At 70.6% G+C, this 24585-nt stretch carries 20 protein-coding genes; 8 read left to right on the plus strand and 12 right to left on the minus strand.

Translation table 11 applies throughout. The annotated features are described in order from the left end of the window. Nucleotides 1-111: 111 nt before the first annotated feature. Entirely contained in the window at nucleotides 112-1425 is a 1314-nt protein-coding gene (locus tag ACFYWM_RS41350; protein WP_389926251.1) for a hypothetical protein, read from the minus strand. Between the two features lie 458 nt (nucleotides 1426-1883). Here ACFYWM_RS41350 and ACFYWM_RS41355 point away from each other — a divergent pair, with 458 nt between their 5' ends. The 6 genes from ACFYWM_RS41355 (at nucleotide 1884) to ACFYWM_RS41380 (ending at nucleotide 9119) form a co-directional block, all read left to right on the plus strand. Next, nucleotides 1884-2852: an aldo/keto reductase gene (locus ACFYWM_RS41355; RefSeq protein ID WP_389926253.1), complete on the plus strand. Its 969-nt coding sequence runs from the start codon at nucleotides 1884-1886 to the stop codon at nucleotides 2850-2852. A gap of 395 nt (nucleotides 2853-3247) precedes the next feature. Then, a complete protein-coding gene (locus ACFYWM_RS41360; protein WP_389926255.1) occupies nucleotides 3248-4384 on the plus strand; it encodes a methyltransferase domain-containing protein in 1137 nt (378 codons plus the stop codon). After that, nucleotides 4381-5748 (plus strand): hypothetical protein, encoded by a 1368-nt coding sequence (locus tag ACFYWM_RS41365; protein WP_389926257.1) that lies wholly within the window; start codon nucleotides 4381-4383, stop codon nucleotides 5746-5748. Before ACFYWM_RS41360 ends, ACFYWM_RS41365 begins: the two co-directional genes overlap by 4 nt. A gap of 363 nt (nucleotides 5749-6111) precedes the next feature. Next, nucleotides 6112-6927, plus strand: a complete 816-nt coding sequence (locus ACFYWM_RS41370) for an SAM-dependent methyltransferase (RefSeq protein ID WP_389926259.1) — start codon at nucleotides 6112-6114, stop codon at nucleotides 6925-6927. 240 nt (nucleotides 6928-7167) lie between these two features. Further along, a complete protein-coding gene (locus ACFYWM_RS41375; protein ID WP_389926262.1) occupies nucleotides 7168-7749 on the plus strand; it encodes a gluconokinase in 582 nt (193 codons plus the stop codon). After that, nucleotides 7746-9119 carry a GntP family permease gene (locus tag ACFYWM_RS41380; RefSeq protein ID WP_389926264.1) on the plus strand — a complete coding sequence of 458 codons (1374 nt, stop codon included), beginning with the start codon at nucleotides 7746-7748 and terminating at the stop codon, nucleotides 9117-9119. Before ACFYWM_RS41375 ends, ACFYWM_RS41380 begins: the two co-directional genes overlap by 4 nt. A 32-nt stretch (nucleotides 9120-9151) precedes the next feature. Here the strand turns inward: ACFYWM_RS41380 and ACFYWM_RS41385 are convergent, their stop codons facing one another. The 3 genes from ACFYWM_RS41385 to ACFYWM_RS41395 form a co-directional block, all read right to left on the minus strand. After that, nucleotides 9152-11068, minus strand: a complete 1917-nt coding sequence (locus tag ACFYWM_RS41385; RefSeq protein WP_389926267.1) for an FUSC family protein — start codon at nucleotides 11066-11068, stop codon at nucleotides 9152-9154. 12 nt (nucleotides 11069-11080) lie between these two features. Continuing rightward, nucleotides 11081-11875 (minus strand): SDR family NAD(P)-dependent oxidoreductase, encoded by a 795-nt coding sequence (locus ACFYWM_RS41390; RefSeq protein ID WP_389926270.1) that lies wholly within the window; start codon nucleotides 11873-11875, stop codon nucleotides 11081-11083. Between the two features lie 370 nt (nucleotides 11876-12245). After that, entirely contained in the window at nucleotides 12246-12833 is a 588-nt protein-coding gene (locus ACFYWM_RS41395; RefSeq protein WP_389926273.1) for a carboxymuconolactone decarboxylase family protein, read from the minus strand. Nucleotides 12834-13135: 302 nt separating this feature from the next. On the opposite strand from ACFYWM_RS41395, the gene ACFYWM_RS41400 reads away from it, so the two are divergent. Then, nucleotides 13136-13858 (plus strand): SDR family oxidoreductase, encoded by a 723-nt coding sequence (locus ACFYWM_RS41400; protein WP_389926276.1) that lies wholly within the window; start codon nucleotides 13136-13138, stop codon nucleotides 13856-13858. 27 nt (nucleotides 13859-13885) lie between these two features. On the opposite strand, the gene ACFYWM_RS41405 is transcribed toward ACFYWM_RS41400, so the two are convergent. From ACFYWM_RS41405 to ACFYWM_RS41440, 8 genes are all read right to left on the minus strand, one after another. Next, entirely contained in the window at nucleotides 13886-14476 is a 591-nt protein-coding gene (locus tag ACFYWM_RS41405; RefSeq protein WP_389926279.1) for a phosphoribosylanthranilate isomerase, read from the minus strand. A 113-nt stretch (nucleotides 14477-14589) separates the two neighbouring features. Then, nucleotides 14590-16263 carry a penicillin-binding transpeptidase domain-containing protein gene (locus tag ACFYWM_RS41410; RefSeq protein ID WP_389926282.1) on the minus strand — a complete coding sequence of 558 codons (1674 nt, stop codon included), beginning with the start codon at nucleotides 16261-16263 and terminating at the stop codon, nucleotides 14590-14592. A 307-nt stretch (nucleotides 16264-16570) separates the two neighbouring features. Beyond that, complete coding sequence (locus ACFYWM_RS41415; RefSeq protein ID WP_389926284.1) at nucleotides 16571-17389, minus strand: PIG-L family deacetylase; 819 nt, start codon at nucleotides 17387-17389, stop codon at nucleotides 16571-16573. 90 nt (nucleotides 17390-17479) lie between these two features. Then, nucleotides 17480-18763, minus strand: a complete 1284-nt coding sequence (locus ACFYWM_RS41420) for a Gfo/Idh/MocA family oxidoreductase (protein ID WP_389926286.1) — start codon at nucleotides 18761-18763, stop codon at nucleotides 17480-17482. 85 nt (nucleotides 18764-18848) lie between these two features. Beyond that, nucleotides 18849-20111, minus strand: coding sequence for an ABC transporter substrate-binding protein (locus tag ACFYWM_RS41425; RefSeq protein ID WP_389926290.1), 1263 nt, complete (start codon nucleotides 20109-20111; stop codon nucleotides 18849-18851). Nucleotides 20112-20147: 36 nt separating this feature from the next. Continuing rightward, complete coding sequence (locus ACFYWM_RS41430; protein WP_389926293.1) at nucleotides 20148-21008, minus strand: carbohydrate ABC transporter permease; 861 nt, start codon at nucleotides 21006-21008, stop codon at nucleotides 20148-20150. Further along, on the minus strand, nucleotides 20992-21972 hold the full coding sequence (locus ACFYWM_RS41435; RefSeq protein ID WP_389926296.1) for a carbohydrate ABC transporter permease: 981 nt from the start codon (nucleotides 21970-21972) through the stop codon (nucleotides 20992-20994). Before ACFYWM_RS41435 ends, ACFYWM_RS41430 begins: the two co-directional genes overlap by 17 nt. Before the next feature lie 592 nt (nucleotides 21973-22564). Further along, complete coding sequence (locus tag ACFYWM_RS41440) at nucleotides 22565-23536, minus strand: LacI family DNA-binding transcriptional regulator (protein WP_389926299.1); 972 nt, start codon at nucleotides 23534-23536, stop codon at nucleotides 22565-22567. A gap of 147 nt (nucleotides 23537-23683) precedes the next feature. Here ACFYWM_RS41440 and ACFYWM_RS41445 point away from each other — a divergent pair, with 147 nt between their 5' ends. Further along, nucleotides 23684-24571, plus strand: a complete 888-nt coding sequence (locus tag ACFYWM_RS41445) for an NAD-dependent epimerase/dehydratase family protein (RefSeq protein WP_389926302.1) — start codon at nucleotides 23684-23686, stop codon at nucleotides 24569-24571. Nucleotides 24572-24585: the final 14 nt, after the last annotated feature.

The following is a 24585-nucleotide window of genomic DNA, read 5'->3' on the forward strand; positions in this document are numbered from 1 at the left end:
GGGACGGCCCCTCCCGCGCGTGAGAACCCGCGTCAGGCGTACGCCCCGGTCCCTCCGGGAGCGTCTTCCCGGGCCGTCCGGCGGACCGGGCCGGGGAACCGTCAGGTCCGGTCAGTCCGTACTCCGTACGCGGATGCCGTGGGCGTCGGCCCGCTGGACACCTCCGGCGTCCACGTTGGAGATCCGGATCAGGCCCTCGACCGTGCCCTTCTTGCCGTTGCCGGTCAGCTTGAGGATCAGCATCCCCGGGTCGGTCCCGTGGGAGGAGTGCGGGTCGCCGGAGAGCGGGTTCGGCCCCCGCGTCGAGGCGAAGGCCCACTTGTGGTCCGGGGAGACGGCGAAGAGGTCGACCGTCGGGTCCGCGCTGAACGGGGAGACGAGGTCGACGGTGCCGACGTGGGCGCCGCTCGCCCCGTCGAAGACCTCGGCGACGTTGGCGTCGCGGTCACCGGCCCACACGTGGCGTTCCCCGGCGGACGCGAGGACGCCGTGGGCGTCGCGCTCGGGCGTGTCGTCGTTGAAGAGCAGCTGGACCGGCGGGGTGTTGGGCGGGTTCGCGGGTGAGTAGCCGCTCATCGGCAGCCGGAACACGGTGAACTGGTCGAGGTTGCTGTGCGTGCCCCCGCCCCCGTTGCCGAAGACGGTGCCCTTCGCCTCGATGAACCCGCACCCGTTCGCCGGGATCCTGGTCGCGTCGTACTCCCCCACGATGGACATCGGCGTCGTGTGCCAGTCGACCACGAGCATCCCGCCGCCCCGCAGGCTGACGAAGACCGGGCCGTTGTCCGAGGCGATGAACGGGCAGATCGGCGCGTTGTCCGGCCGGAGCGCGGCCGACTGGCACGGCGCGCCGTTCGGGGTGGTGCAACCGGCCAGGTCGATCGTCGCGGCCGGCTGCTGGACGAAGGTGTTCGAGGCGTAGTCGGTGCTGACGCGCTCCAGCTTCTTGCCGTTCTGGTTGGCGATGATCAGGTATCTGTCGTCCTCGGTGGGCCAGAGGGCGTGGGCCTGCCGTACCCCTCCCGCCCCGGCCTCGGTGAGGAGGCAGGTGAGCGGCTGCCGGGTGCGGGCGTCGAAGACGACCACGTGGCCGCTGGCGACGAAGGCGAGCGCGGCGTGGGTGTCGGCCTTGTTGAAAACGATCATGTGCGGGCGCACGGGCACGCTGCCGGTCCTCGCCAGGCAGAGGGACGAGGTCGCGCCGCCCAGATCTATGACGTGGACGGGCTGCGCCGACGACAGCTGTTTGGTGACGTCGCGTCCGGAGTACACGCTGACGGTCCCGCCGTGGGCGAGCCCGTTGGTGTTGGACTGGTCGACCAGCCACACCTCGTACGACTTCTCGGCCGCCACGTGGACCGGCGCCCCCGCGCCCAGAACGAACAGCGCCAGCACCGCGACGACCACGGCCCGCCACTTCCCCATACGCCCTCCAGAACGGCTCCGGCCGGAGTATCTCCCCGTATCCCTGTGAAGCCGACTGTTTTCTACCTTTAGCCCCGAATCTTGATAAGTCCAGGAATCATGCGATTTGCAAAGAAAGAAGGTCGGTCCTTCCTCACACCCGAGCGAGGGCGAGTGTGCTTTCGAGATGCGTTCAAACCTCCGCGAGAGCAGAAAGAAAACACAAACCTATTTCGTTATGTAAAGTCACGAACGGCCCCGGCGATGGTATTCACCACCGGCACGACGCGGTGCGACGGGAGCGGAAGCAGGAGCAGGAGCAGGAGCGGAAGCGGAAGCGGAAGCGAAGACCGACGCGCCCTGAGCCTTCCCAGCGCCCCGAGCGTTTCCGGTGCTCCGAGCGTTTCCGGTGCTCCGAGCGTTCCCGGCGCGCTGAGCCTTCCAGCGTCCCCGGACGCGTGGTCGCTATATTGGCGCTCATGAACGCGCTGGTCCGACGCCCGCTGGGCCAGACCTCCCTGTCCGTGACATCGATCGGCCTGGGGCTGGCGGCCCTCGGCCGTCCCGCCTACATCACACTCGGCCGCGCCGAGGACCTCGGCGACGGCCGGGACGTCGCCGCGATGCGGTCGCGCACCTGGGCCGTGCTCGACGCCGCGTGGGCGGCGGGCGTGCGCTACCTCGACACGGCGCGCTCGTACGGGCGGGCGGAGGAGTTCCTCGCCGGGTGGCTGCGCGAGCGCGGGATAGCCCCGGAGGCCGTCACGGTCGGCTCGAAGTGGGGATACGCCTACGTCGGCGACTGGCGGCTGGACGCCGAGCGGCACGAGGTGAAGGAGCTCACCGCCGACCGGTTCCGCGTCCAGCTGGAACAGACGCGCGCGCTGCTCGGCGAGCACCTGTCGCTCTACCAGATCCACTCGGCGACGGTCGAGAGCGGCGTGCTCGACGACGAGGACGTGCTCGACGGGTTGCGCGCGTTGCGGGCCGAGGGGGTCGCGATCGGTCTGTCGACGAGCGGGCCGCGCCAGGCGGACACGATCGAGCGGGCGATCGGAACCGGAGTGTTCGACACGGTGCAGTCGACGTGGAACCTGCTGGAACGCTCGGCCGGCGAGGCTCTCGGGCGGGCGTACGAGGCGGGGATGGGTGTGATCGTCAAGGAGGGCGTGGCGAACGGCCGGTTGACCGTCCGCGCGGCCCCCGCCCCGCTCGTCGCCGCCGCACGCGAGCGGGACACCACTCCGGACGCGCTCGCCCTGGCCGCCGTACTGGCCAGGCCGTGGGCCGGGGTGGTGCTGAGCGGCGCGGTCTCGGCCGGGCAACTGCGCGACAACCTCGCCGCCGCCGGGGTCGGGTGGGACGCGGAGCTGGAGGAGCGGCTCGCCGGGCTGGCGGAGGAGCCCGAACGCTACTGGGCGGAGCGCGGCGCCCTCCCCTGGAGCTGACCGCCCGAACCCGGGACCACACCGAACCCAGGAGCGCCCCGAACCTAGGACCCCCGCCCCTGGGACCGCACCGACCCCGGAACCCACCGAACCCGGAACCGCTCCGAACCTAGGACCGCACCGACCCTGGAACCCACCGAGCCCGAGGTCATACCGGGCCCAGGACCGCACCGCCGGTTGCGTACGCGGCGTCGATCGCTAAAATCCTCGGTTATGACGTACTCGTTCTTCTTCAGCCTCCGCTAAGCCCCCGTCGGCGAAGCGAGGCACACCCCGTCGTCGACGACGCGGGACGGCGTGGCGCCGTTCCGGGCTGACGTGGGAGAAGAACGATCACTATGCGCGTTCGCGCGAGGTTTTCTCACCGCACCGCGTCCCAGCGCTCTCGCCGTCTCGTGACGGCGGCGCGTCTGGTGGCGCGGTGCGTTCACGGGCTGGAGTCGACGGTCGCGGCCGAGATACTCCAGCTCGGACTCGGAACGGTCACCCATCTGGGGCATCGCGAAGTCCACTTCCGCACATTCCGGCCGGGACCGCGAGCGCTCGGGCTGAGCACGGCGGACGACGTGTTCCTGCTCGCCGCGCAGCGGCCCGACATCGGCACGGCCAAGCGGGACCTCACCGAGCTCGCCCGGCTCGCCGACACCGCCGACGTCGGCGCGCTGATGCGGCTGCGGGAGGAGCAGGGAGGCCCGGGCACGGTCGCCGGGGTCGCCGGGATCGAGGTGTCGGCGTCGTTCCTGGGCAGGCGCGCCTTCAACCGGTACGACGCCGAGGACGCCGTCGGCCAGGTCCTGGCGCGGCGGCTGGGGACCGGTTACCACTCGCGGCGGGCGGGCGTCGGCCCGCCGCCCGCGCACAGCGGGTGGCGGCTGACCCTCGACGGCACGCGGGCCACCCTCATGCTGAGGATCACCGACCGGCCCCTGCACCGGCGTGCCTACAAACAGCACTCCATTCCGGGGACCCTGCATCCTCCGCTGGCCGCCGCGATGGTGCGGATGGCCGACATCCACCCCGGGCACACGGTCCTCGACCCCTGCTGCGGCGCGGGAACCCTGCTGATCGAGGCCGGGCTCCACCAGCCGGGAGCCCGTTTCCATGGCTTCGACCTGGCGCCGGAGGCGTTGCGGGCGGCGAGGGAGAACGCGGCGGGGCTGCCGATCTCCCTCGACCGGGCCGACGCCGGTCACCTGCCGCTGCCGGACGGCGGCGTCGACCGCGTCCTGTGCAACCCTCCCTGGAACGGCCAGGTCGCCGCGCGGGGACGGCTCTCCGCCTCCTCCTCGCACTGGTGGACGGAGCTGCGCCGTGTCCTGACGCCCGGCGGTATGGCCGTGGTCCTGCTTCCCGACGCCGGTGACATCGCGGCCGGGATCGAGCGGCGGTTCGTCCCGCTGCGCGTGCAGCGTGTCCGGATCTCCGGCGCGCAGCCCTTCCTCGTCCAGTTCGCGATGCCCGGCAGCGAAGGGGGGCGTGAGGAGCGGCGACGCGTGCCACGGGGTCCGTCCGGCGGGAGGATGCGCGGATGATCTGCCCCAGCCCGCCGCGGCGCCGTCCGTCGTCGTTCCTGCCCGGTGGCCTGAGCCAGCAGCTCGGCATGTGCGTCCCGGCCGGCACGATCGCCTTCTCCACCCTGATCCTGCTGGACACCGGTTTCAGCGAGATCGGCCTGCTGCAGATGGCCGCGCTCCTGACGCCACTGCTGCTGGCCCTCCCCCTCGGCGTGCTGGTCGACCGGGTACGGCGCGGGCCGGCCCTGGTGGTGACGGGCCTGTTGAGCGCGGGGGTGCTCGCCTCCCTCGCGGTCGTCTCCTGGCTGGGGGTGGCCGGGTTCCCTCACTTCGCGGTGGCCATTGTGGCACTGGCGATCGTATGGACCATGGGAGAGGTCACCCGGAACGCCCACCTCCCGTCCGTCGTCGGCCGCGACCGGCTGGTCCCGGTGAACGCCGCGCTGTTCTGCGTGGCGTCGATCGGCCCCTTCACCGTTCCGCTGATGCTCGGCGACGATGCCGACACCGTCGTACCGGCCGTCCTTGCGGCCATGGCCGTGGCGTCCGCCGCCTCGGCGCTGCTGTTCCGCCGCCTCGACGTACCAGAGGAGCACCGCCTCGACGTACCAGAGGAGCGCCACTTCGACGTGCCAGAGGAGCGCCACCTCGACGTACCAGAGGAGCCGCCGGGGCCCCGGGCGGGCTGGTGGCGCGAGGCCGCCGCGGGGGTGCGCTTCACCTTGACCCAGCCGGTGCTCCGGGCGATGACCGTGTACCTGGTGGTGTCGGCGCTGCTGGAGCCGCTGGCCGACAAGATGGGCCGACGTCCGCCGGGCGGGGAGGAGGGCCACGACCACCTCGTCGCGGTCCTGTCCCTTGTGATCAAGACCGCGCCGCTGGCCGGAGCCCTGGTGGCGGTGCTGCTGCACCGGCGCGTCGGCGCCCTCCGGCTGGCATGGTCGGCGGTCGCGGTGACCCAGCCGTTCATGCTCCTGTGCGCCCTGACCGGCATGCCGGGAGGTCCGCTCTGGTATCTGCTCGGCGAGTTCGTCCCCTGGGCCGGGTGGACGGTCGCCGTGCTGGCGCTGCTCAGCCACCGACAGGTGATCACACCCGGCCGGTTGCTGGGGCGTACGGGCGCCACGCTGATCCTGTTCACCGGCCTGGCGGCGATCGCCGGGACGTTCGTGGGGATACAGGTCATTCACCTGACCTACGCCGTCCCCTTCTTCGGCGAAGACCTCCTCACCGAGGCCGGGGCCCTGGTGGGGCTGCCCGTCCTCGTGCTCTGCGTGTTCGGCACCCTCGCCGCGGCGATCCCGTTGCTGAGGGTCGCCCGGCTCGCCGGGTCCGCGCCTCCGGCGGCCACCGCGCCGGAGGTTTCCCCGCGAGAGGACTGACAACGGTCATAACTTCCTCACAGCGGAAATATCGCCGTACAAGAATGCTTTGTTTTCTTTCCCGTATCCCGCCACCTCCGCCGCGAGGCGACAGGCCCGATCATGAGCGGGCCCGAGGTGAACGGCGCCTGTGAAGAGGGGAAGTGTCCGCGCGGGGACGACAGGGCCCCCGCCCGGACTGTCGCCTTTCTCGGGCCCCGCAGGGCATCGGGGGCCGCCGTTCCCCATCGTGCGAAATGGCAGCTACATGCGGGTTTCACGACCACTGTGGATGCGTAGTTGATTTGCCCCGAACATCGCGCTTGTGATCAACTACCTACCATCCCATCCGATTCGAATACCTCATGAACGGATTTCGCCCCCATGAGTACCTCTCGCGAGTCTGACTGGCAGCCCGTGGAGCTCGACGCCGACCGGCCGCATTCGGCCCGCATCTGGAACTACTGGCTGGGCGGGAAGGACAACTACCCCGCCGACCGCGAGGCCGGGGACATGGTCGAGGGGCTCATCCCCGGCATCGTCGACTCGGCCCGCGCCGACCGGGCGTTCCTCGGCCGCTGCATCGAGCACCTCGTCGCCGACGCCGGGATCCGCCAGTTCCTCGACATCGGCACGGGCCTGCCCACCGCCGACAACACGCACGAGGTGGCGCAGCGGCTCGCCCCGGATTCGCGGGTCGTCTACGTCGACAACGACCCGCTGGTCCTGGTGCACGCCCGCGCCCTGCTCGTCAGCAGCCCCGAAGGCGCCACCACCTACATCGACGCCGACCTGCGCGACCCCCACCACATCCTGCGGGCGGCGGCGGAGACCCTCGACCTCACCAAGCCCGTCGCGCTGATGCTGCTGGGCATCCTGCACCACCTCACCGATGACGACGAGGCCGCGAAGGTCGTACAGGCCCTGGTCGACGCCGTCCCGCCGGGCAGCTACCTGGTGATCGCGCACGCCACCGCGGAGGTTCACGGCGAGGCGATGCACGAGGCGATGCGGCAGTTCATGGAACGGGGCGGCACCCCGATCGTGGCCCGCGACCGCGGCCACCTCGCCTCGTTCTTCGACGGCCTGGACCTCCTGGAGCCCGGGGTGGTCTCCTGCTCGCGCTGGCGCCCGGAACACACCCCGTGGGGCGAGCCCGCGGAGGTCTCCCAGTTCTGCGGCGTCGCCCGCAAACCCTGACGCCCTCCCCGGGGCGGCCCTGCCCCGGGCACGTGACCGGCGACGAGATCACTCAGCGCGACCGGCGCGCCGAGTTTATTCGTGGCGCTCCGGTGCAGTCTCCTACTCGTTCGGTCGTTGCTCTCTGCTGCGACTAAACACCCCAAATGAGGACATAACAGCATAAAAGATGCTTTACAGCCTTTAGAGATCAACGATCCAGCCAGGCTGTCGTGAAGATCGACATGGGAGGCCGTCGCCATGAACCCCGCTCAGGATCCCGCCGCACCACCCCCCGGCGCCGCGCTGCTCGTCGTCATGGGGGTGACCGGTTCCGGCAAGACCACCGTGGGCGCCGCCCTCGCCCAGCGGTTGCGACTGCCGTTCGCCGACGCCGACGACTTCCACAGCGAGGCCAACATCGCCAAGATGTCGGACGGGATCCCCCTCGACGACGAGGACCGGCTGCCCTGGCTGCGCTCGATCGGCGCCTGGCTCGCCGAGCACGCCGCCACCGGGGGCGTGGCGAGCTGCTCGGCGCTCAAACGCAGCTACCGGGACATCCTGCGGGAGGCCGCGCCGACGGTGACCTTCGTCCACCTCCACGGCGACATGGACGCCGTACGCCGGAGGGTGGCCGGTCGCCCGGGGCACTTCATGCCCGCCTCGCTGGTCGAGTCGCAGTACAGGACCCTGGAGCCCCTGGAGCCCGACGAGCAGGGGATCGTCCTCGACTTCGCCAGGTCCGTCGACGAGCTCGTGGACGCCTACCTCGCCGCGACGGACCGGACGACGGCCACGCCGGAGAACCGGGGCACCGGCGAGGCCGGGAGCGCGAGGTGAGCCCCCTCCTCACCGCGCTCGCCGAACCCGCCGCCACCTCCCCCGGCAGGCTCGTCCCGGCCGCGCTCGTCGGCATCGCGCTGATCGTCGTGCTGATCACGTACTTCAGGCTGCACCCCTTCCTGAGCCTCACCCTCGGCTCGCTCGCGGTCGGGGCCGTCGCGGGGCTGGCGATGACCGACACCATCGCCGCCTTCACCGACGGGTTCGGCAGCACCGCGGCCGGTGTCGGCACGCTCATCGCGCTCGGCGCGATGTTCGGCAAGCTGCTCGCCGACTCCGGCGGGGCCGACGAGATCGTGGACACGATCGTCGGCCGGTCCAGCCCCCGCTCCCTGCCCTGGGCGATGGCCGCGGTGGGCTCGCTGATCGGCCTGCCGATGTTCTTCGAGATCGGCCTCGTACTGCTGATGCCGGTCATCTTCCTGGTCTCGCGCCGCTCCGGCGTCTCCCTGATCCGGGTGGGCATCCCCGCGCTCGCGGGCCTGTCCGTGATGCACGGGCTCGTCCCCCCGCACCCGGGCCCGCTGGTCGCCATCGACGCGCTCAAGGCCGACCTCGGCATCACGCTGGGCCTGGGCGTGCTCGTCGCCATCCCGACGGTCGCCATCGCCGGGCCGCTGTTCGCCAAGTACGCGGCCCGCTGGGTGGACGTACCGGCACCGGAGCTTTACGAGACCCGGCCCCCGGCCGAGGACACCAGGCGGCCGTCGTTCGGCGTCACCCTGGCCACCGTGCTGCTGCCGGTCGTGCTGATGATGGGCAAGGCCCTCGCCGACATCCTCGCCCCCGAGGGCAACGTCCTGCGCACCGTGCTCGACTTCCTCGGCACGCCGCTGGTGGCGCTGCTCATCGCCGTCATCGTGGCGATGTTCACCCTGGGCCTCGGCGCCGGCATGGACAGGAAGGCCGTCGCGAAGTCCCTGGAGCAGTCGCTGCCGCCGATCGCGGGCATCCTGCTCATCGTGGCCGCCGGCGGCGGCTTCAAGCAGACGCTGATCGACACCGGGATCGGCGACCTCATCGCCACCTGGGTGGAGAACAGCGGCCTGTCGGTGCTGCTGCTCGCCTGGCTGGTCGCGGTGCTCATCCGGCTGGCCACGGGCTCGGCGACCGTCGCGACCGTCACCGCCTCGGGAATCCTCGCCCCGCTGGTCGCCAACCTCAGCGTCGGGGAGACCTCGCTGCTCGTGCTCGCCATCGGCGCGGGATCGCTGTTCTTCTCCCACGTCAACGACGCGGGCTTCTGGCTGGTCAAGGAGTACTTCGGGCTCACCGTGGGCCAGAACATCAAGACCTGGTCGGTGATGGAGACGGTCATCTCGGTGACCGGCCTGGTCTTCGTCCTGCTCCTGAGCCTCTTCCTGTAGCTCTCGCCGCCTTCGCGGGACGCGGTTCCCGGTCAGCACGAGTGCTTTCCGGAGACCGTGTCGCGCAGGCAGCGGACCGCGGAGTCGACCCGCTCCAGGCTCTCCTCCTCACCGGACCCGGGGTCGGCCGGCTCGCGCCCCTCGCGGACGTCCGCGGCGATCCTCTCCAGGGCGTCCGCCAGCACCCGGACGGCCTCCTCGGGCGGTGGCGGCACGCCGCGCTCGGTGCACGCGACGGTGATGGCGGTCTCGTCGGCCACCCGTTCCAGCGCGGCCATCGCGGGCATCCAGGTGGTGACGCGCCTGCTGATCACGGGCGGCTCGGATATCGCCCGCTGGAAGACCGTCCGCAGGTCGGCCAGGGTGTCGTAGGCCCTGCGACGCAGCCGCGCCCTGCCGGTGTGCTCGGCGTCGAAGGCGTGCCGCAGGTAGTCGGCGGTGGCCGTCACCGCGTCGGCGAACCTCGGCCCGACCGGCGCCTCCCAGCTCGCCGGCCACGGCAGGTATCCCAGCACCAGGACGATCACGCATCCGATCGTCGTGTCCACCAGCCGGATCGCGCCCAGCCCGGGGCCCCCGCGCGTCAGCAGGTCCACCAGGAGCAGGACCAGCGGCGCCTGGAAGGTCGACATCAGTCCCCAGTTGCGTTGCAGGCCGTACGGCAGGAGCGCCGCGCACACCGCGATGGGGACCAGGAGCAGCGGGCCGTACGGCACCAGGACGAGCACGAGGGTGCCGATCAGCGTGCCCACGACGGTCCCGAGCGCGCGCTGCACGGCACGCGCGAACACCGACCCGAAGTCGGGCTTGAGCACCAGCGCGACGGTGAGCATCATCCAGTACGACCGCTCGAACCAGCCGAACCCGCTGAGCGTGGCGGCGACGCCCATGCAGAGCGCGAGCCTGACCGTGTAGACGCGGACGAGGTGGCCCCGCCACATCCGCTCCACCGCGTCCCGGAGCCGGGAACGGTAGCCGACCGGTTCGTACGGCAGCTGCTCCGCCGCGACCTCGGCCCCGGACACCAGCTCGACGGCCCCCCGCACGGCGGAGCACAGGGCGCGCGCGGCAGGCGAGTCGTACGGCCCGCGGGGCGGCACCCGGGGGTGGGGCCCGCCGCCGAGCGCCGCGGCGACGGCCCTGAGGGCGGACGCGAGCTCGCCGGGCGGCTCGCGTCGCTCGTAGCGCAGCGAGAGCAGGGCGTTGCGGAGCAGCGAGGCCTGGTTCAGCAGGGCGATCAGGCGGGTCCGGTCGGGATCCAGCCCTCCCGCCGGGGAGCGGGCGCCGAGCACGACGTCGTAGCCGCCCTTGAGAGCGGTGTCGAACTCCTTCAGCGCGGGGGCGTCGTGCTCGGTGAACAGCCGGTCGAGAGCCGTGTAGACCGCGATCACGGCGGCCCGCTCCGGGGCCCTGGGATGGAACGGCCAGTCGGCGACCCCCAGCACGATCACCCAGAGCGCGCCCAGCAGGAACGCCAGCGCGTTCGCGTCCGGCGGTCCCGGCAGCCTCACGCCGGTGGCGATCACGGTCATCACCAGCAGCTGCAGCCCTGCCGCCGAACCCGTGGCGCCGCTCGTGCTGATGGACGCCGACACCACGGAGACGGCCACCAGGACCGGGACGATCCACCAGCCGTGGCCGTGGACCGCGGCCCCGATGAGGTACCCCAGCGCCCCGGCGGCACCGGCCGCGCCCATCCGGGTGATCCTGACCCGGAAGGGGCCGCCCCGGTCGGCCAGCCCGGCGTTCATGGCGCCCATGGCGGGCATCAGACCGGCCACCGCGTTCCCCGAGGCGAACCCCGACAGGAGCGGGACGGTCACAGCCACGGCCATGCGCAGCATCGGCCACCATCGGAGCGCGGCGGGCGCGGGCCTGACCGTCTCGACCAGCCAGCCGGGAGCGGCCTCGGTCAGCCGGTCGGCGGCCCGCCGGAAGAGCCGGGGCATCGCTCGCCGTGCTCAGGGGAGGATGGCGTCGACGTATCCCCCGTCGACGCGGAGGGCGCCGCCCGTGGTGGCGGAGGCCTGCGGCGAGCTGAGGTAGACGACCATGTTGGCGACCTCCTCCGGCTCGATCAGCCGCTGCAGGAGCGACTGCGGGCGGTGCTCCAGCATGAAGACGCGCTGGGCCTCCTCCCAGGGCAGGCTCCGGTCGACGAGCCCGTAGACGAAGTCCTCCACGCCGCCGGTGCGGGTGGGACCGACGATCACCGAGTTGACGGTGACGCCGCTGCCCGCCACCTTCTTGGCGAAGCCGCGCGAGACGGCCAGGAGGGCGGTCTTGGACATGCCGTACTGGATCATCTCGATGGGGGTGACGATCGCGGAGTCGCTGGCGATGTACTGGACGCGTCCCCAGGAGCGGGCCGTCATCCCCGGAAGGTAGGCGCGGGTGAGGCGGACCGCCGACAGGACGTTCACCTCGAAGTAGCGGCGCCACTCGTCGTCGGTGATCTCCAGGGCGTCCTTCGACTCGAAGATCCCGAGGTTGTTGACCAGGATGTCGACGTCCGGCAGGAGGTCCACGGCGCGGTCCGCGCCCTCCTCGGTGGCGAGGTCGGCGGCGAGCGGGACGACCTGCGCGCCGGGGACCTCCGCGCGCAGCGCGTCGGCGGCGGCCTCCACCTTGTCGGGTTTACGGCCGTTGACGGCCACCGTCGCGCCCGCCCGGGCGAGGCCGGCGGCGATGGCCGCCCCGATGCCCTGGGTGGATCCGCTGACCAGCGCCGTCTTGCCGGTGAGATCGATATGCATGCGTCACGTCCTTGGAGCCCGGCGCGAAGCCACCCGCCGGTGCCGGCGGGTGCCTCACCACCTGGCGATATGTCGTCCAGCTGACCCGGTGTTCGTTCCCGTGTCCGCCGGGGTGGAACGCGCGAAGGGTGATCGTTTGCGGGAAACGGATGTGAATGACGACGATTTTTCTTGATAAATGCGCTCGTGTGCCTGCCGAGCACCTGTGCCTACCTGGCACCTGTGCCTGCCTGGCACCTGTGCCTGCCTGGCACCTGTGCCTACCTGGCACCTGTGCCTGCCTGGCACCTGTGCCTGCCTGGCACCTGTGTCTGCCGGGCACCGTCGCGCACCGGAGCGAGACCGGCCTCCCGCCGCCGGTGCCCCGGGGTCACCTGTCGTCACCGTCCCAGTCGTCACCGTCCCAGGCGAAGGCGTGGAACGGCGGGTCGAGGGGGGCGTCGATCAGCCGGTTGGCGAAGGTCGAGATCGTGTACGCGCCGACGCCGAGGACCACGTCGAGCGCGTTCCGCGCGCTGTAGCCCGCGTCGAGGAACGCCCGCGTCTCCTCGTCGCCGACCGCGCCGTGACGGTCCATGACGGCGAGGGTGAACGACCGGAGCGCCTCCGCGCGCGCGTCCGGGAGGGGGCGCCGGGCCCGGAGCGCCTCGACGACCTCGGGCCGGGCCTCCAGCCTGACCAGCGTGGCGGTGTGCATCGCCACGCAGACCTGGCAGCCGTTGCGGGTGGCGACCGTCATGATGACGATCTCGCGGTCGACCGGGTCGAGGGTGGTCTGCTCGAAGGTGGCACTGGCCGCCAGGAACCCCTTGAGCAGCTGCGGGGAGGTGGCCATCCGGCCGACCGCCGTGGGGACGTGGCCGAACTTCCGCCGCACACCCTCGACGGTGGAGCGGGCCTCGGGCGGGGCGCTCTCGGCGGTGTGGGTGACGAAAACGGCGTGGACATCAGTGGACATGGGATCTTCTCCTGGATTCTCCGAGCCCTCGGAAGGCGGGCTCCGCGATCGCGTGTTGAGGCGATATCGTCAATGAGGTTGTCTATATAGTAAACACAGTTGACGACTTTGGCAACGATCCGTCTCCGACTCGGATGCACGGCCCGTCTCCACGGACACGACTCCAGCCTCTACCAAGTTGGTTTTTCCAACTCAGGTTGCTAGGTTGGATATACCAACTCAGGGGGGGAAACTCTACGATGGCCCTGTGACGTGGGAACCATCTCGCGGCGTCCTCGCCCACCATCCACGTAAGGGAAATCATGCGCATCAACGGCTCTGTGGCTCTCGTCACCGGTAGTAATCGCGGACTCGGCGAGCGGTTCGTCCAGGAACTCCGCGAACGCGGCGCGTCGAAGATCTACGCCGCCGCGCGCAACCCCGACACGATCACCACTCCCGGCGTTGTGCCCATCGCGCTGGACGTCACCGACCCGGCGGCCGTACGCGCGGCGGCCGACCTGGCCCAGGACGTCACCCTGCTCGTCAACAACGCCGGAAGTTCCACCAAGGCGGGGCTTCTCGACGGGGACCTCGACGCCTTCCGGCTCGAGATGGAGACCCACTACTTCGGCACGCTCGCCATGAGCCGGGCCTTCGCTCCGATCCTCGCCCGCAACGGCGGCGGGGCCGTCCTCAACGTCCTGTCGGTGCTGTCCTGGTTCGCGCTCCCCAGTAGCACGGCCTACTCCGCGGCCAAGGCGGCGTCCTGGTCGTTGACCAACGCGCTGCGCCTGGGGCTCACCGACCAGAAGACCCTGGTCACCGCCCTGCACGTCGGATACATGGACACCGACATGGCCGCGCACATCAGCACGCCCAAGACCGACCCCTCGCTCGTCGCCCGCGCCGCCCTCGACGGCGTGGAGGCGGGGCGGTACGAGGTCCTCGCCGACGAGATCAGCGCGAACGTCAAGGCCGGACTCTCCGGCGACCTCACCGCGCTCTACCCGCAGCTGGCCGAGCCCCTGCCCGAGACCCGCTGACCGGGCACCGGGCTCCCGGCCCGGTGCTCAGGCGTCGCGGGCGGCGGTGACGAAGTCCCTGATGAGAGCGGAGTCCTTCACGCCGGGCGCGGTCTCCACGCCGCTCGACACGTCGACTCCCCAGGGCCGGGCCGCGGCGATCGCCGCCCCCACGTTCGACGGGTCCAGCCCCCCGGCCAGCATCCAGCGGCCCGCCGGGCGCCCGCGTACGGCCGCCCAGTCCCAGGGCTCCCCCGAGCCCGGCCTGGGCGCGTCGACGATAAGCAGGTCCTCGTCAAGGGCACCGCAGCGCAGGTCGGTGCTCGCGGCACCGGCGCGGACCAGGGTGACGCCGAGGTCCTTCAGCGCGGTGAAGTCCTCGTGCGGGTGATCGCCGTGCAACTGGACGGCGCGCAGTCCCGCCTCCAGCGTGACCGCCCTGACCTCCTCGGTGGGCTCACCGGCGAACACCCCCACGGTCAGCACGTGCGGGGGCACCTCGGCGGCCAGCTCCCTCGCCCGCGCGGGGGTGACCCGCCGCGAGCTCCTGGTGAGGACGAACCCGATGGCGTCGGCTCCCGCCTCGACGGCGGCCGTCACATGACCGGGCTCGCGCAGCCCGCAGATCTTCACGTACACCCTGTGTACGGTAGCCCGTTCCTCGCCCCCGGAACGCACGATGGCCCGCTCTCCCGCGCCCTTGTCCCTGGAGCGCGTCGCCCCGGGAAGGCGCCGGAAGGCACAGGAAGGTGTCAGAGGGCGTTCAGGAACCTCGCGGCGATCGGCGCCGCGACCTTACCCCCGGCGCCGCCGTTCCGGACGAACACCGCGAAGGCCAGGGAGTCGCGGTAGCCGATGAACCAGGCGTGGTCCCCGTCGTTCTCGACCTCGGCGGTACCGGTCTTGCCCGCGGTGCCCGGCGGGAGCCCGGCCTGGGAGGCCGTTCCCTGGGTGACCACGGCGCCCATCATCGTCCGCAGGCTCGCGGCCACCCCCTCGTCCAGCGGCACCGGGGCCGGGGAGTCCGCGGGAGGCTCCTCGGTCAGGATCGCGGGCTTCCACACCCCGCTCGCGACCGCGGCGGCGACCTCGGCCATGCAGAGCGGGCTGGCCTGCACCGAGTTCTGGCCGATGGCGTCGGACCCCAGCTGGTCCGGACTTCCGTACGGCTGGATCCGGCAGGAGCTCAGCCCCGGCTTCTCCCGGAAGCCGAACCGGTCGGCCGCCTCGGCGCGCAGCCGGTCGTCGCGCAGCCGCTCGTACGTCTGCTGGGCGAAGGTGGTGTTGCAGGAGAGCGCGAAGGCCGTGGTGAGGGGCACGTCGCCGTGGTCGACGCCGTCGGAGTCGCTGAAGCTCCTGCCGTTCGGGATGGTGTAGTTGGCCGGGCAGGCGACCGGCGAGTCCGGGGTCAGGCCGGCACGGAGCAGCGCGGCGGCGGTCACGACCTTGAACGTCGAGCCGGGCGGGTAGAGGCCGTTGAACGCCCCCTTGGCGCCCAGCGTGTCCGCCACCGCGCGCACCTGGGCCGTCTGGACGTCCACGGCCACGATCGCGGCGGGCTGCCCGACACCGTCCAGGGCGCGGGCCGCGGCGGCCTGCACGGCCTCGGAGATCGTGGTCCTCGTCCCCGACGCCGGTTGGGGCGGTGAGGCCAGCAGTACCTGGCCGGAGGGCTCCTCCTGCAGCTTCAGGTCGACCGCCGTGTCACTCAGCCCGCCGAAGTAGTGGCCCGCCCTGCTGTCGCGCGGGAACGGCTTCCCCTCCCGGGTCAGCGTGGCCGGGCGCCGGACCTCGGTCTGCCTCAGCCGCAGGCTCCCGCCGTTCTTCAGGGAGGGGTGCATCGTCTCGGGGCTCCAGCGCACCTTCCACACCCCGAACCGCAGCTCCAGGCGCAGGACGGAGTCGAACGGCCAGTCGCCCAGCCCGGTGACCTGCCGCACCCCCTTGAAGGACATCTCGGCCGCTTCTTCACCGTTCAGACGCAGCTCTCCGGGGGTGAGGGAGAGCGAGGAGACCCGCAGGTCGGCGTCGAACCCGCGGTGCCGGAGGCCGAAGTCGGCCGGGGGGTCGACGACCATGCCCGTCATGCCGATGATGTCGCCGGACTGCCAGGCGGTCAGGTAGCTCGCCGCGACCGTCCCGGGCCCGCCCTGCGGGGTCGGCGTGACCGGGGTGAGCGTGACCAGGTTCGGCGGCGGGGAGACGGGTACGGGGCGGGGCGACTCCCCGGCCCTCGTCACGGTCGCCCTGGCCTCCGGGGTATCGGAGTCGTCGGAGTCGTCGGAGTCGTCAGCGTCGCCGGCGGGCGTGGGACGCGACGACGGCGAGGCCTCCACCGCCCCCTGGGAGGCCACCACCCCGTACACGCCGAAGACGAGGATCGCGGTCGCGGAGAAGATCAGCGCGAGGAGCCTTCGATCACGCATGCCGTTTACTCCCCCGGGTTTGCAGAGTTGCATACCAGAGAAAAGATCGTAAAGGTGATGAGAAGCGGTTAACCAGGTTTTTCTGGACTTCGGTATGACACCGTAGTCCTCGGGGGCCGCTCGACGATCTGCGGTGGTCCCCGAGGGCCGCTCGACGGGCCCCAGCGATCGCTCGACGGTCGCTCGAAGGCCCGCGGTGATCGCTCAACGGCCGCTCGACGGTCACCCAACGGCCGCTCGACGGGCCCGCTCGTGGCGGCCGGCCCGCCGCCCCCTTCCCCGCCGCCCCCTCCCCCGGGGCGCCTCCCTAGCGCAGGCCGTCGAAGAGGTCGTCCTCGCGGTCGGCCGCGGCGGGAACGTGGTTGATGTGGCGGATGAAGGCCTCCTGCGCGAACGCCCGGTGCCGGGCCTCGGCGGGCATGCTCAGGAAGAAGGCGCCGTCGCCCTGGCTCCCGTGCGCCTCCAGCGCCTTGCGCTTGCGCTCCACCTGGTCGGTCACGTCGACCACGGCGGTGATCTGCTCCTCGGGGACCCCGAAGTCGTCGGGGAACTCGAAGCCCTCGGGGGCATCACCGGTCGAGCGGAGGACCTCGAACAGTTCGGCCATCCGCTCGCGGGGCACGGCCGTGTAGTAGAGCTTGCCGGGGATGCCGCTGGCCTCGACCGCCGCGAGGGCGATCCGGTGGGCCTGGATGTGGTCGGGGTGGCCGTAGCCGCCGTTCTCGTCGTAGGTCACGACGACCTGCGGGCGGTAGTGCTCCATCAGCGCGACGAGACGGCCGACGGCCTGCTCGAAGGGGGCGTTGACGAAGGACTCGGGCGCCTCGTTGGCGGCCCAGCCGACCATGCCCGAGTCGCGGTAGCCGAGCAGCTCCACGTGGGAGATCCCCAGGTGGGCCGCCGACTCCCGGAGCTCCTCCAGCCGCAGCGCGCGTACCGCGGCCTCGTCGTGGCCGGGCTCCCCGGGCTTCACCCCGCCGGGGCCGTCGCCCTGCTCGCCGTTCGTGCAGGTGACCAGGACGGTACGGACGCCCTCGTCCGCGTACCTGGCGAGGATCCCGCCGGTGCTGATCACCTCGTCGTCGGGATGGGCGTGCACGGCCATCAACGTCAGCTTCTCATCCATGGATTTCCACCCGTTCCCGTAAAAAGTCCTGCGAACCGGCCCACTCTACGACGGCCACCGGGACACCTGGACCGGCCGGGACACCGGAGGTCAGTCCGCGTACCGGGTGCCCCCGTCCTCCAGCAGGACGGCGGCGCCGGTCGCGGCGGACCGGTTCGCCGCGACCCCGACCATCACGCCGGCGACCCCCGCCCGGTACCCCGCCTGGCGGCCCAGCGGGTCGTCCCCCGCGCCGCGGAAGACGTCGTCCAGCATGAGGGCGTCGCCGCCGCCGTGGCCGCCCGTGCCCGAGGGGATGGCGACCTCCTCGGCCTCGTGCCAGTGCCGCTGCAGGACGAGCCGCTCGAAGGCGCCGGTGGCGTGCGCCTTGTCGGAGGCGGTCGGGTCGATCGCGGCCCGCGGCGGGGTCCAGGCGCGCTCGACGACCTCCAGCTCCAGCCGTCCCTCGGTGCCGTTCATCGCCACCCGGTAGCCCTCGAAGGGGCCGTGGGCGTTGAGGGAGTAGGTGAGCGTCGCGCCGCGCGAGTATCCGGCGAGGACGGCCATGTTGTCCTCGATGGTCACGCCTTCGTCGAACACGTCCTGGTCGCGCAGGTAGCCGTCCTCGTGCTCGGCGTCCAGGTAGAGGCGCTTGAGCCGGGGGTCGGCGGAGATGTCGAGGAGGTAGGGGTCGGTGCCGAGCCCCGGCGCGCCGTGGGCGCGTCCCGGCCGGTCGCGCAGGCCGCGGGCGCGGGCGTTGCCGGCCCCGTAGAACCGCAGCGCCGAGCGGGCGTAGACCGAGCGGGCGGTGTCGGCGAGCCACCAGTTGACCAGGTCGAAGTGGTGGGTGGACTTGTGCACCAGCAGGCCGCCGGAGTTGGCCTTGTCGCGGTGCCAGCGGCGGAAGTAGTCGGCCCCGTGGATGGTGTCGAGCACCCACTCGAAGTGCACGGAGGTGACGTCGCCGATCGCCCCGTCGGCGACCAGCCGGCGGACGGCGCTGTTGCGCGGCGAGTAGCGGTAGTTGAAGGTGACGACGAGCCGTCCGGTGCTCCGCTCGGCGGCCTCGACGATGGCCGCGCAGTCCTCGGCGGTGGTGCACAGCGGCTTCTCCACGATGACGTCCTTGCCCGCCTCCAGCGCGGCGACGACGTAACGGGCGTGGGTGGCGTCGACGGTGGCGACCACGACGGCGTCCGCGAGCCGGAGCATCTCGCCGAACTCCTCCGGCGCGAAGCACGGGACCTCGTGCCCGATCCGGTCGAGGTAGTAACCGATCCGGGTCCGGTTCACGTCGCAGAGGGCGACGATCTCACCGGTGTCGCTCCACTCGCCGAGCAGCGCGTCGATGTACAGCTGTACGCGGTGACCGAGCCCGACGAAGGCGTATCGCATCAAGCACTCCATAAGGGGAAGACAGGAGTGCCGTACGGCTCGGCGCGAGCCGTACGGCACGTCAACGGGTCCCGGCTACCGCCGGCTACTTGGTGATGGCGGCGTTGGCCTCGGCGAGGAAGGCCCTGGCCGCGTCGTCCGGGGTGGCCTTGCCGAACAGCACCGAGTCGCTGGCGCGCTTGAGGATGTCCTCCATCTCCATGGCGCCCTTCGGCGGGATCGAGATCGGGCTCAGCTCACTCCTGATCGAGTCGATGAAGGCGAGCACCTTCTGGTCGGTCGGGGTCAGCTTGTCCTTGATGGCGGCGACGACCTTGGCGTTGGTCGGCAGGCCGCGGTCGCTGAGCAGGATGGCACCGGCCTCGGGGTCGTTGACGAGGAAGTCCACGAACTTCTGGGCGGCGTCGGCCTTCTCGGTCTTGGACGAGATCGTGTAGTACATCGCCGGCTGCAGGAACATGCCCGCGGTGGTCGCGCCCTCGGCCTTCGGCATCCGCAGCAGGTCGAGCTCCTGGCCGGAGCCCTTGCTCAGCGCGGTGAGCTGGTTGCTCCACCAGCTGCCGAACGCGCTGGCGTTCGTGGCGAGCAGGGCCTGGTCGACCTTGGTGCCGGTCTCCAGCATCAGGGCGGCGTCCGGACCGGCCTTGGTGGAGATGATCTTCTGCAGGAGGGCCCACCAGTCCTTGATGGTCTGCTCCGACAGGCCGATCTTGCCGTTCTGGTAGAACTGCTCCCCGCGCTGGGCGGCGAACAGCTGCAGGAAGGCGGGGTTCTCGTTGTACTCGGTGCCCCAGACCTTGCCGTCGCCCTTCTGGGTCACCCGCTGGGCGAGCGTGATGTACTCGTCCCACGTCCAGGTCGTGTCGTCGGGGACCCTGAGGCCGGCCTTCTCCACCGTCGCCTTGTTGACGATCATCGGGAAGGTGTTGACGCCGGTGGGGATGGCGTACTGCTTGCCGTCGACCTGACCGGCCTTGAGCACCTCCTGGTCGAGGTCGGCGGTGTTGACCTTGCCCTTGAGGTCGGCGAGGGTGGCGCGGCCGGAGTACTCGGCCAGGCCGCGGATCTCGATGGACATGACGTCCGGGGCGTCACCGGCCGCGGTCTTGGTCGCCAGCTTCTCGTAGTAGCTGTCCCAGTCGGAGAAGTCGCCCTCGATGTCGATCGTCGGGTTCTTCTTCTCGAACGCGGCGATGGCCGACTCCGTCAGCTTCTGCCGGGCGTCGCTGCCCCAGTACGAGAAGACGACCTTCGTCTTCCCGTCGGTTTCACTGCCGCCGTCACTGCCACACGCGGTGGCCGACACGGCTAACAGGGTGACGGCGGTGGCCGCCAGGATGCGCTTCATCGAGATACCTCCGGGGGGATGGGGGATGGGAGGGGTTTATTTGAGACCGGTGGTCGCCATGCCTCGGACAAGATACTTCTGTCCCGCGAGGAAGAAACCGAAGATCGGGCCGAGGGAGATGATCGACATCGCGAACAGCGGGCCCCAGGAGGACTCGCCGCTGGAATCCATGAACTGCCGGAGCGCGACGGGGACGGTGAGGTTGTCGGAGTTGGTCAGATAGAGGTTCTGGGTGAAGAAGTCGTTCCACGTCCAGATGAAGGTGAAGATCGCGGTGGTCGCCAGCGCCGGGACGCACAAAGGCAGGATCACCTGGACGAACGTGCGCCAGTAGCCCGCGCCGTCGATCGCCGCCGCCTCGTCCAGCTCCCGGGGAAGGGTGCGGATGAACTGCACCATCAGGAAGATGAAGAACGCGTCGGTCGCGAGGAACTTCGGCGCGACGATCGGCCAGATCGTGTTGATCCAGTCGATCTTGGCGAACACGATGTACTGCGGGACGACCGTGACGTGGTGCGGCAGCATGATCGAGCCGAGCATGATCGCGAACCACATCTTCTTCAGCGGGAACTCCAGCCGGGCGAAGGCGTAGGCCGCGAGCGAGCAGGCGATCAGGTTGCCGAGCACCGCCAGCGCGGTGAGGACCGCCGAGTTCCACAGGTAGTAGCCGAAGGAGTGCTTGAGGGCGTCCCAGCCGTCGGTGTAGTTCTCGGTCGTCACCGCGGTCGGCATCAGCCCCGGTTCCCGGAAGATCAGCTCCTCGGGCTTGAACGAGCTGGAGACCATCCACAAAAGCGGGTAGAGCATGAACAGCCCGGCGCCGATGAGGAGCAGGTGCCTGAGCGCGCGCGGGGCGGGCCGGAACAGGACCGGCACCCGCTTACTTCTCGTCGCCATAGAAAACCCAGAATCGAGACATGAGGAAGTTGACACCGGTCAGCGCGGCGATGATGAGCAACAGCACCCAGGCCATTCCGGCCGCGTAACCCATTTCGTAGTTCTTGAAGCCCTTGATGTAGAGATAGAGCGTGTAGAAGAGGGTCGAGTCGACGGGCCCGCCGTTGCCGCCGCTGACGATGAACGACTGGGTGAACGACTGGAACGACTTGATCACCTCCAGCACCAGGTTGAAGAAGATGATCGGGGTGAGCAGCGGCAGGGTGATCGAGCGGAAGTTCCGCCACCGGCCGGCGCCGTCGACCGAGGCCGCCTCGTACAGGCTCTGCGGGATCTGGCGGAGCCCCGCCAGGAAGATGACCATCGGGGCGCCGAACGTCCAGATGTGCAGGACGATCAGCGTCCACAGCGCGGTGTCGGGACTGGTCACCCAGCCCTGCCCCTCGTAGCCGAACAGGCCGAGGAACGAGTTGACGATGCCGTCGGTCCCGAAGATCTTCCGCCAGAGGATCGAGATCGCGACACTGCCGCCGAGCAGCGACGGCAGGTAGAAGATCGAGCGATAGAACGGCAGGCCGCGCAGGCCCTTGTCCAGCACGAGCGCCAGCGCCAGGGCGAAGGCGAGCTGCAGCGGGACGGACACCAGCACGTAGGTGGTCGTCACCTGCAGCGACGCCATGAACCTGTCGTCCTGGGTGAACATCTTCTCGTAGTTGGCGAACCCGACCCACTTGGCCTCGGTCAGCAGGCTGTAGTCCGTGAACGACAGGTAGAGCGAGGCGATCATCGGGCCAAGGGTGATCGCGAACAGGCCGATGAACCAGGGAGCCAGGAACAGATAGGCCGCCCGCGCCTGCGCTCGGCTGCGGTGACTCTTGAGGCGCCCGGGGTGGGGAGCGTCCGCCTTTTTCGGGGGCGCGACCGGCACCTCGGTCGTCCCCGCCGGTGCGGGACTCAGCGTCATCACTGGCCCTTCGGGGAGTTGGTGAATGGGATGCGCTTTTCCTATAGCTTCACAAACTAGAACGTCAACCCTTTGCAGTGAGCTAGCTCACGAATCGTAACCTTCGGTTTTATCGTTATCGCAGCTCAGGCGGGATATCGCCCGTCGGAGGCCAAACGGAAAAATCTCGCCCGAGCACGAGTTAGTACAACCGATTGCAGTAACGGATCGTGGTCCGCTCCGGGCACGACGAGCACGAAGCGCCTGGTGGCCGCCCTCCGGACAGGGCGTCCGGTTCAGGCACGGCACGTACGCGGAGAGATCGCCCGCACGTCCGGGCAACCGAACGGCAGGCGGGCCGGGCGACGCGGGCGACGCGGGCGACAGGCAGGGCCGGGTGGACACGGGCGACCGGACAGCGGGCGGGGCCGAGCGGCGCGGTCGACTCACACAGGCAGGGCCAAACGACGTGACAGACCCTCGCGGGCAGGAAAGCGACATAGCGAACTCACACGGGCAGAACCAAGCGACACGACGGACTCGCACAGGCAAGGCGAAGCGACGGACTCGCACAGGCAGAACCAAGCAACGCGACGGACCCGCACAAGCAGGGCTAAGTGGCGCGGTGGACTCGTGCCGGTGGTGCGGTGGACTCCCGGACCACCAGATGGGTCTCCAGGACGGTCGCCGCGCTCATCGACTGGATGAGCAGGTCCACCGCCATCCGGCCGGCGTCGCTCGCGGGCATCGCGACCGTGGTGAGCTTGGGACGGTGCAGCCGTCCGGTGATGCTGTCGTCGAAGCCGATCACGCTGATGTCGTTCGGCACCTGGACCCCCAGCACCTCCAGCCCCTCGATGAGGCCGATGGCGACGAGGTCGTTGTAGGCGAGCACGCCGGTCACCTCCGCCTCGGCGACCCTGGGCGCGGCGGCGATGCCCCCCTCCTCGGTCGGGGAGTTGGGGCCGATGACGACCGTGTCGAGACCGGGGAACTCCGAGACGGCCTTGCGGATCTCGCCGCTGGTCCAGGAGCCGGCGGGGCCCGCCACCAGGGCGACGCGCCGGTGGCCGAGCCCCACGAGGTGCTCCAGCGCGGCCCGCGCGCCGTTCGCGACGTCCATGACGACCGTGGTCAGCCCGCGGATGCGCCGGTTGACCAGCACGAACGAGACCTGCTCGGAGAGCTTCTCCAGGGCCTTGTTGGACAGGCGCGGGCTGCACAGCACGATGCCGTCGACCTGTTTGGAGAAGGCCAGGACGAGGTTCTCCTCCTCCACGGGGTCCTCGCCGGTGTCGGCGACGAACAGGTGGTAGTCCTGGCGCCGGGCGGCGGCCTGCGCGGCCTTGATCAGCGGGGGGAAGAACGGGTTGGCCAGATCGGCCACGATCAACCCGATGTTGTTGGTGCGGCCCGTCTTGAGCGAGCGGGCCGCCCGGTTGGGCCGGTAGTCGAGCTGCTCGGCCGCGGCCAGCACCCGGATCCGGGTCTCGGCGTTCACCAGATGGGGCGCCGAGAAGGTCCGGGAGACCGTCGACACATGAACGCCTGACGCCTGGGCGACGTCCCGGATGGTCACTGACATGCCGCACACCCTAACGCAATCGTTTGCAGGTCGGTCAACCATCCTGAGACCGGTTGCCGGTGATTGACCCCGCTCACTTGACGTATTGTCCCGCCGGACGCGATTGTTTACTGCAACTGATTGCAGTCTCCAGAAGGAGTCCACACGGTGAGCAGAGTGCTCGTCACCGGCAGCGCGGGCCGGCTCGGCCGCAGCGTGGTCACCTCGCTCGCGGCGGCCGGACATGAGGTGATCGGCGTGGACAGCGCGCCGGGCACCCCGCCCGAGGCCGCCTCGACCCTTCCCGCGGACCTCACCGACCTGGGTGAGGCGTACTCGGTGATCGCGCGGTTCCGGCCGGAGGCGGTGGTCCACCTGGCGGCCATCGCGGTGCCGTTCACCCGGTCCGAGCCCACCACCTTCCGCGTCAACACCCAGCTCGCCTTCAACCTGTGCGCGGCCTCGGTCGGCCTCGGCGTGGAGAAGCTCGTCGTGGCGAGCAGCCCCACGGTGATCGGGTACGGCGCGCCGGGCGGCTGGACCCCCGCCTACCTGCCCCTGGACGAGGACCACCCGACCAGGCCCTGGAACGCGTACAACCTGTCGAAGGTGGTGGCCGAGCAGACCGTGCTGTCGTTCGCCCGGACCACCGAGACCACCCGGATCGCCGCGTTCCGCCCCTGCTTCGTCGTCGCGCCCGAGGAGTGGGAGGGCGCGCCCACCCAGTCCGGGCACACGATCACCGAGCGGCTGGACCGGCCCGAGATAGGCGGGCTCTCCCTGTTCAACTATCTCGACGCCCGCGACGCCGGCGACTTCGTCGACACGCTGCTCACCAGGCTCCCCCTGCTGGAGACGAACGGCGAGATCTTCTTCGCGGGCGCCGCCGACGCCCTGGCGCGCGAGCCGCTGGCCGAGCTGCTGCCGGCCGTCATCCCGGAGACGAAGTCCTTCGCCGCCCACCTGACCGGCACCGCCCCCGCCTTCTCCTCCGCCAAGGCGGAGCGACTGCTCGGCTGGACCGCCAAGCGCAGCTGGCGCACCGAACTCTCCTGACCTCTCCCGAAAGA

This window comes from Streptosporangium sp. NPDC002721 (assembly GCF_042888905.1).
GTDB lineage: Bacteria > Actinomycetota > Actinomycetes > Streptosporangiales > Streptosporangiaceae > Streptosporangium.

What these genes read in the sequence shown, in the direction of transcription:
- ACFYWM_RS41350 (WP_389926251.1), bottom strand. Translation starts at nt 1,425, where the DNA reads ATGGGGAAGTGGCGGGCCGTGGTCGTCGCGGTGCTGGCGCTGTTCGTT.
- ACFYWM_RS41355 (WP_389926253.1), top strand. Translation starts at nt 1,884, where the DNA reads ATGAACGCGCTGGTCCGACGCCCGCTGGGCCAGACCTCCCTGTCCGTG.
- ACFYWM_RS41365 (WP_389926257.1), top strand. Translation starts at nt 4,381, where the DNA reads ATGATCTGCCCCAGCCCGCCGCGGCGCCGTCCGTCGTCGTTCCTGCCC.
- ACFYWM_RS41370 (WP_389926259.1), top strand. Translation starts at nt 6,112, where the DNA reads ATGAGTACCTCTCGCGAGTCTGACTGGCAGCCCGTGGAGCTCGACGCC.
- ACFYWM_RS41375 (WP_389926262.1), top strand. Translation starts at nt 7,168, where the DNA reads ATGAACCCCGCTCAGGATCCCGCCGCACCACCCCCCGGCGCCGCGCTG.
- ACFYWM_RS41385 (WP_389926267.1), bottom strand. Translation starts at nt 11,068, where the DNA reads ATGCCCCGGCTCTTCCGGCGGGCCGCCGACCGGCTGACCGAGGCCGCT.
- ACFYWM_RS41390 (WP_389926270.1), bottom strand. Translation starts at nt 11,875, where the DNA reads ATGCATATCGATCTCACCGGCAAGACGGCGCTGGTCAGCGGATCCACC.
- ACFYWM_RS41395 (WP_389926273.1), bottom strand. Translation starts at nt 12,833, where the DNA reads ATGTCCACTGATGTCCACGCCGTTTTCGTCACCCACACCGCCGAGAGC.
- ACFYWM_RS41400 (WP_389926276.1), top strand. Translation starts at nt 13,136, where the DNA reads ATGCGCATCAACGGCTCTGTGGCTCTCGTCACCGGTAGTAATCGCGGA.
- ACFYWM_RS41410 (WP_389926282.1), bottom strand. Translation starts at nt 16,263, where the DNA reads ATGCGTGATCGAAGGCTCCTCGCGCTGATCTTCTCCGCGACCGCGATC.
- ACFYWM_RS41415 (WP_389926284.1), bottom strand. Translation starts at nt 17,389, where the DNA reads ATGGATGAGAAGCTGACGTTGATGGCCGTGCACGCCCATCCCGACGAC.
- ACFYWM_RS41420 (WP_389926286.1), bottom strand. Translation starts at nt 18,763, where the DNA reads ATGCGATACGCCTTCGTCGGGCTCGGTCACCGCGTACAGCTGTACATC.
- ACFYWM_RS41425 (WP_389926290.1), bottom strand. Translation starts at nt 20,111, where the DNA reads ATGAAGCGCATCCTGGCGGCCACCGCCGTCACCCTGTTAGCCGTGTCG.
- ACFYWM_RS41430 (WP_389926293.1), bottom strand. Translation starts at nt 21,008, where the DNA reads ATGGCGACGAGAAGTAAGCGGGTGCCGGTCCTGTTCCGGCCCGCCCCG.
- ACFYWM_RS41435 (WP_389926296.1), bottom strand. Translation starts at nt 21,972, where the DNA reads ATGACGCTGAGTCCCGCACCGGCGGGGACGACCGAGGTGCCGGTCGCG.
- ACFYWM_RS41440 (WP_389926299.1), bottom strand. Translation starts at nt 23,536, where the DNA reads ATGTCAGTGACCATCCGGGACGTCGCCCAGGCGTCAGGCGTTCATGTG.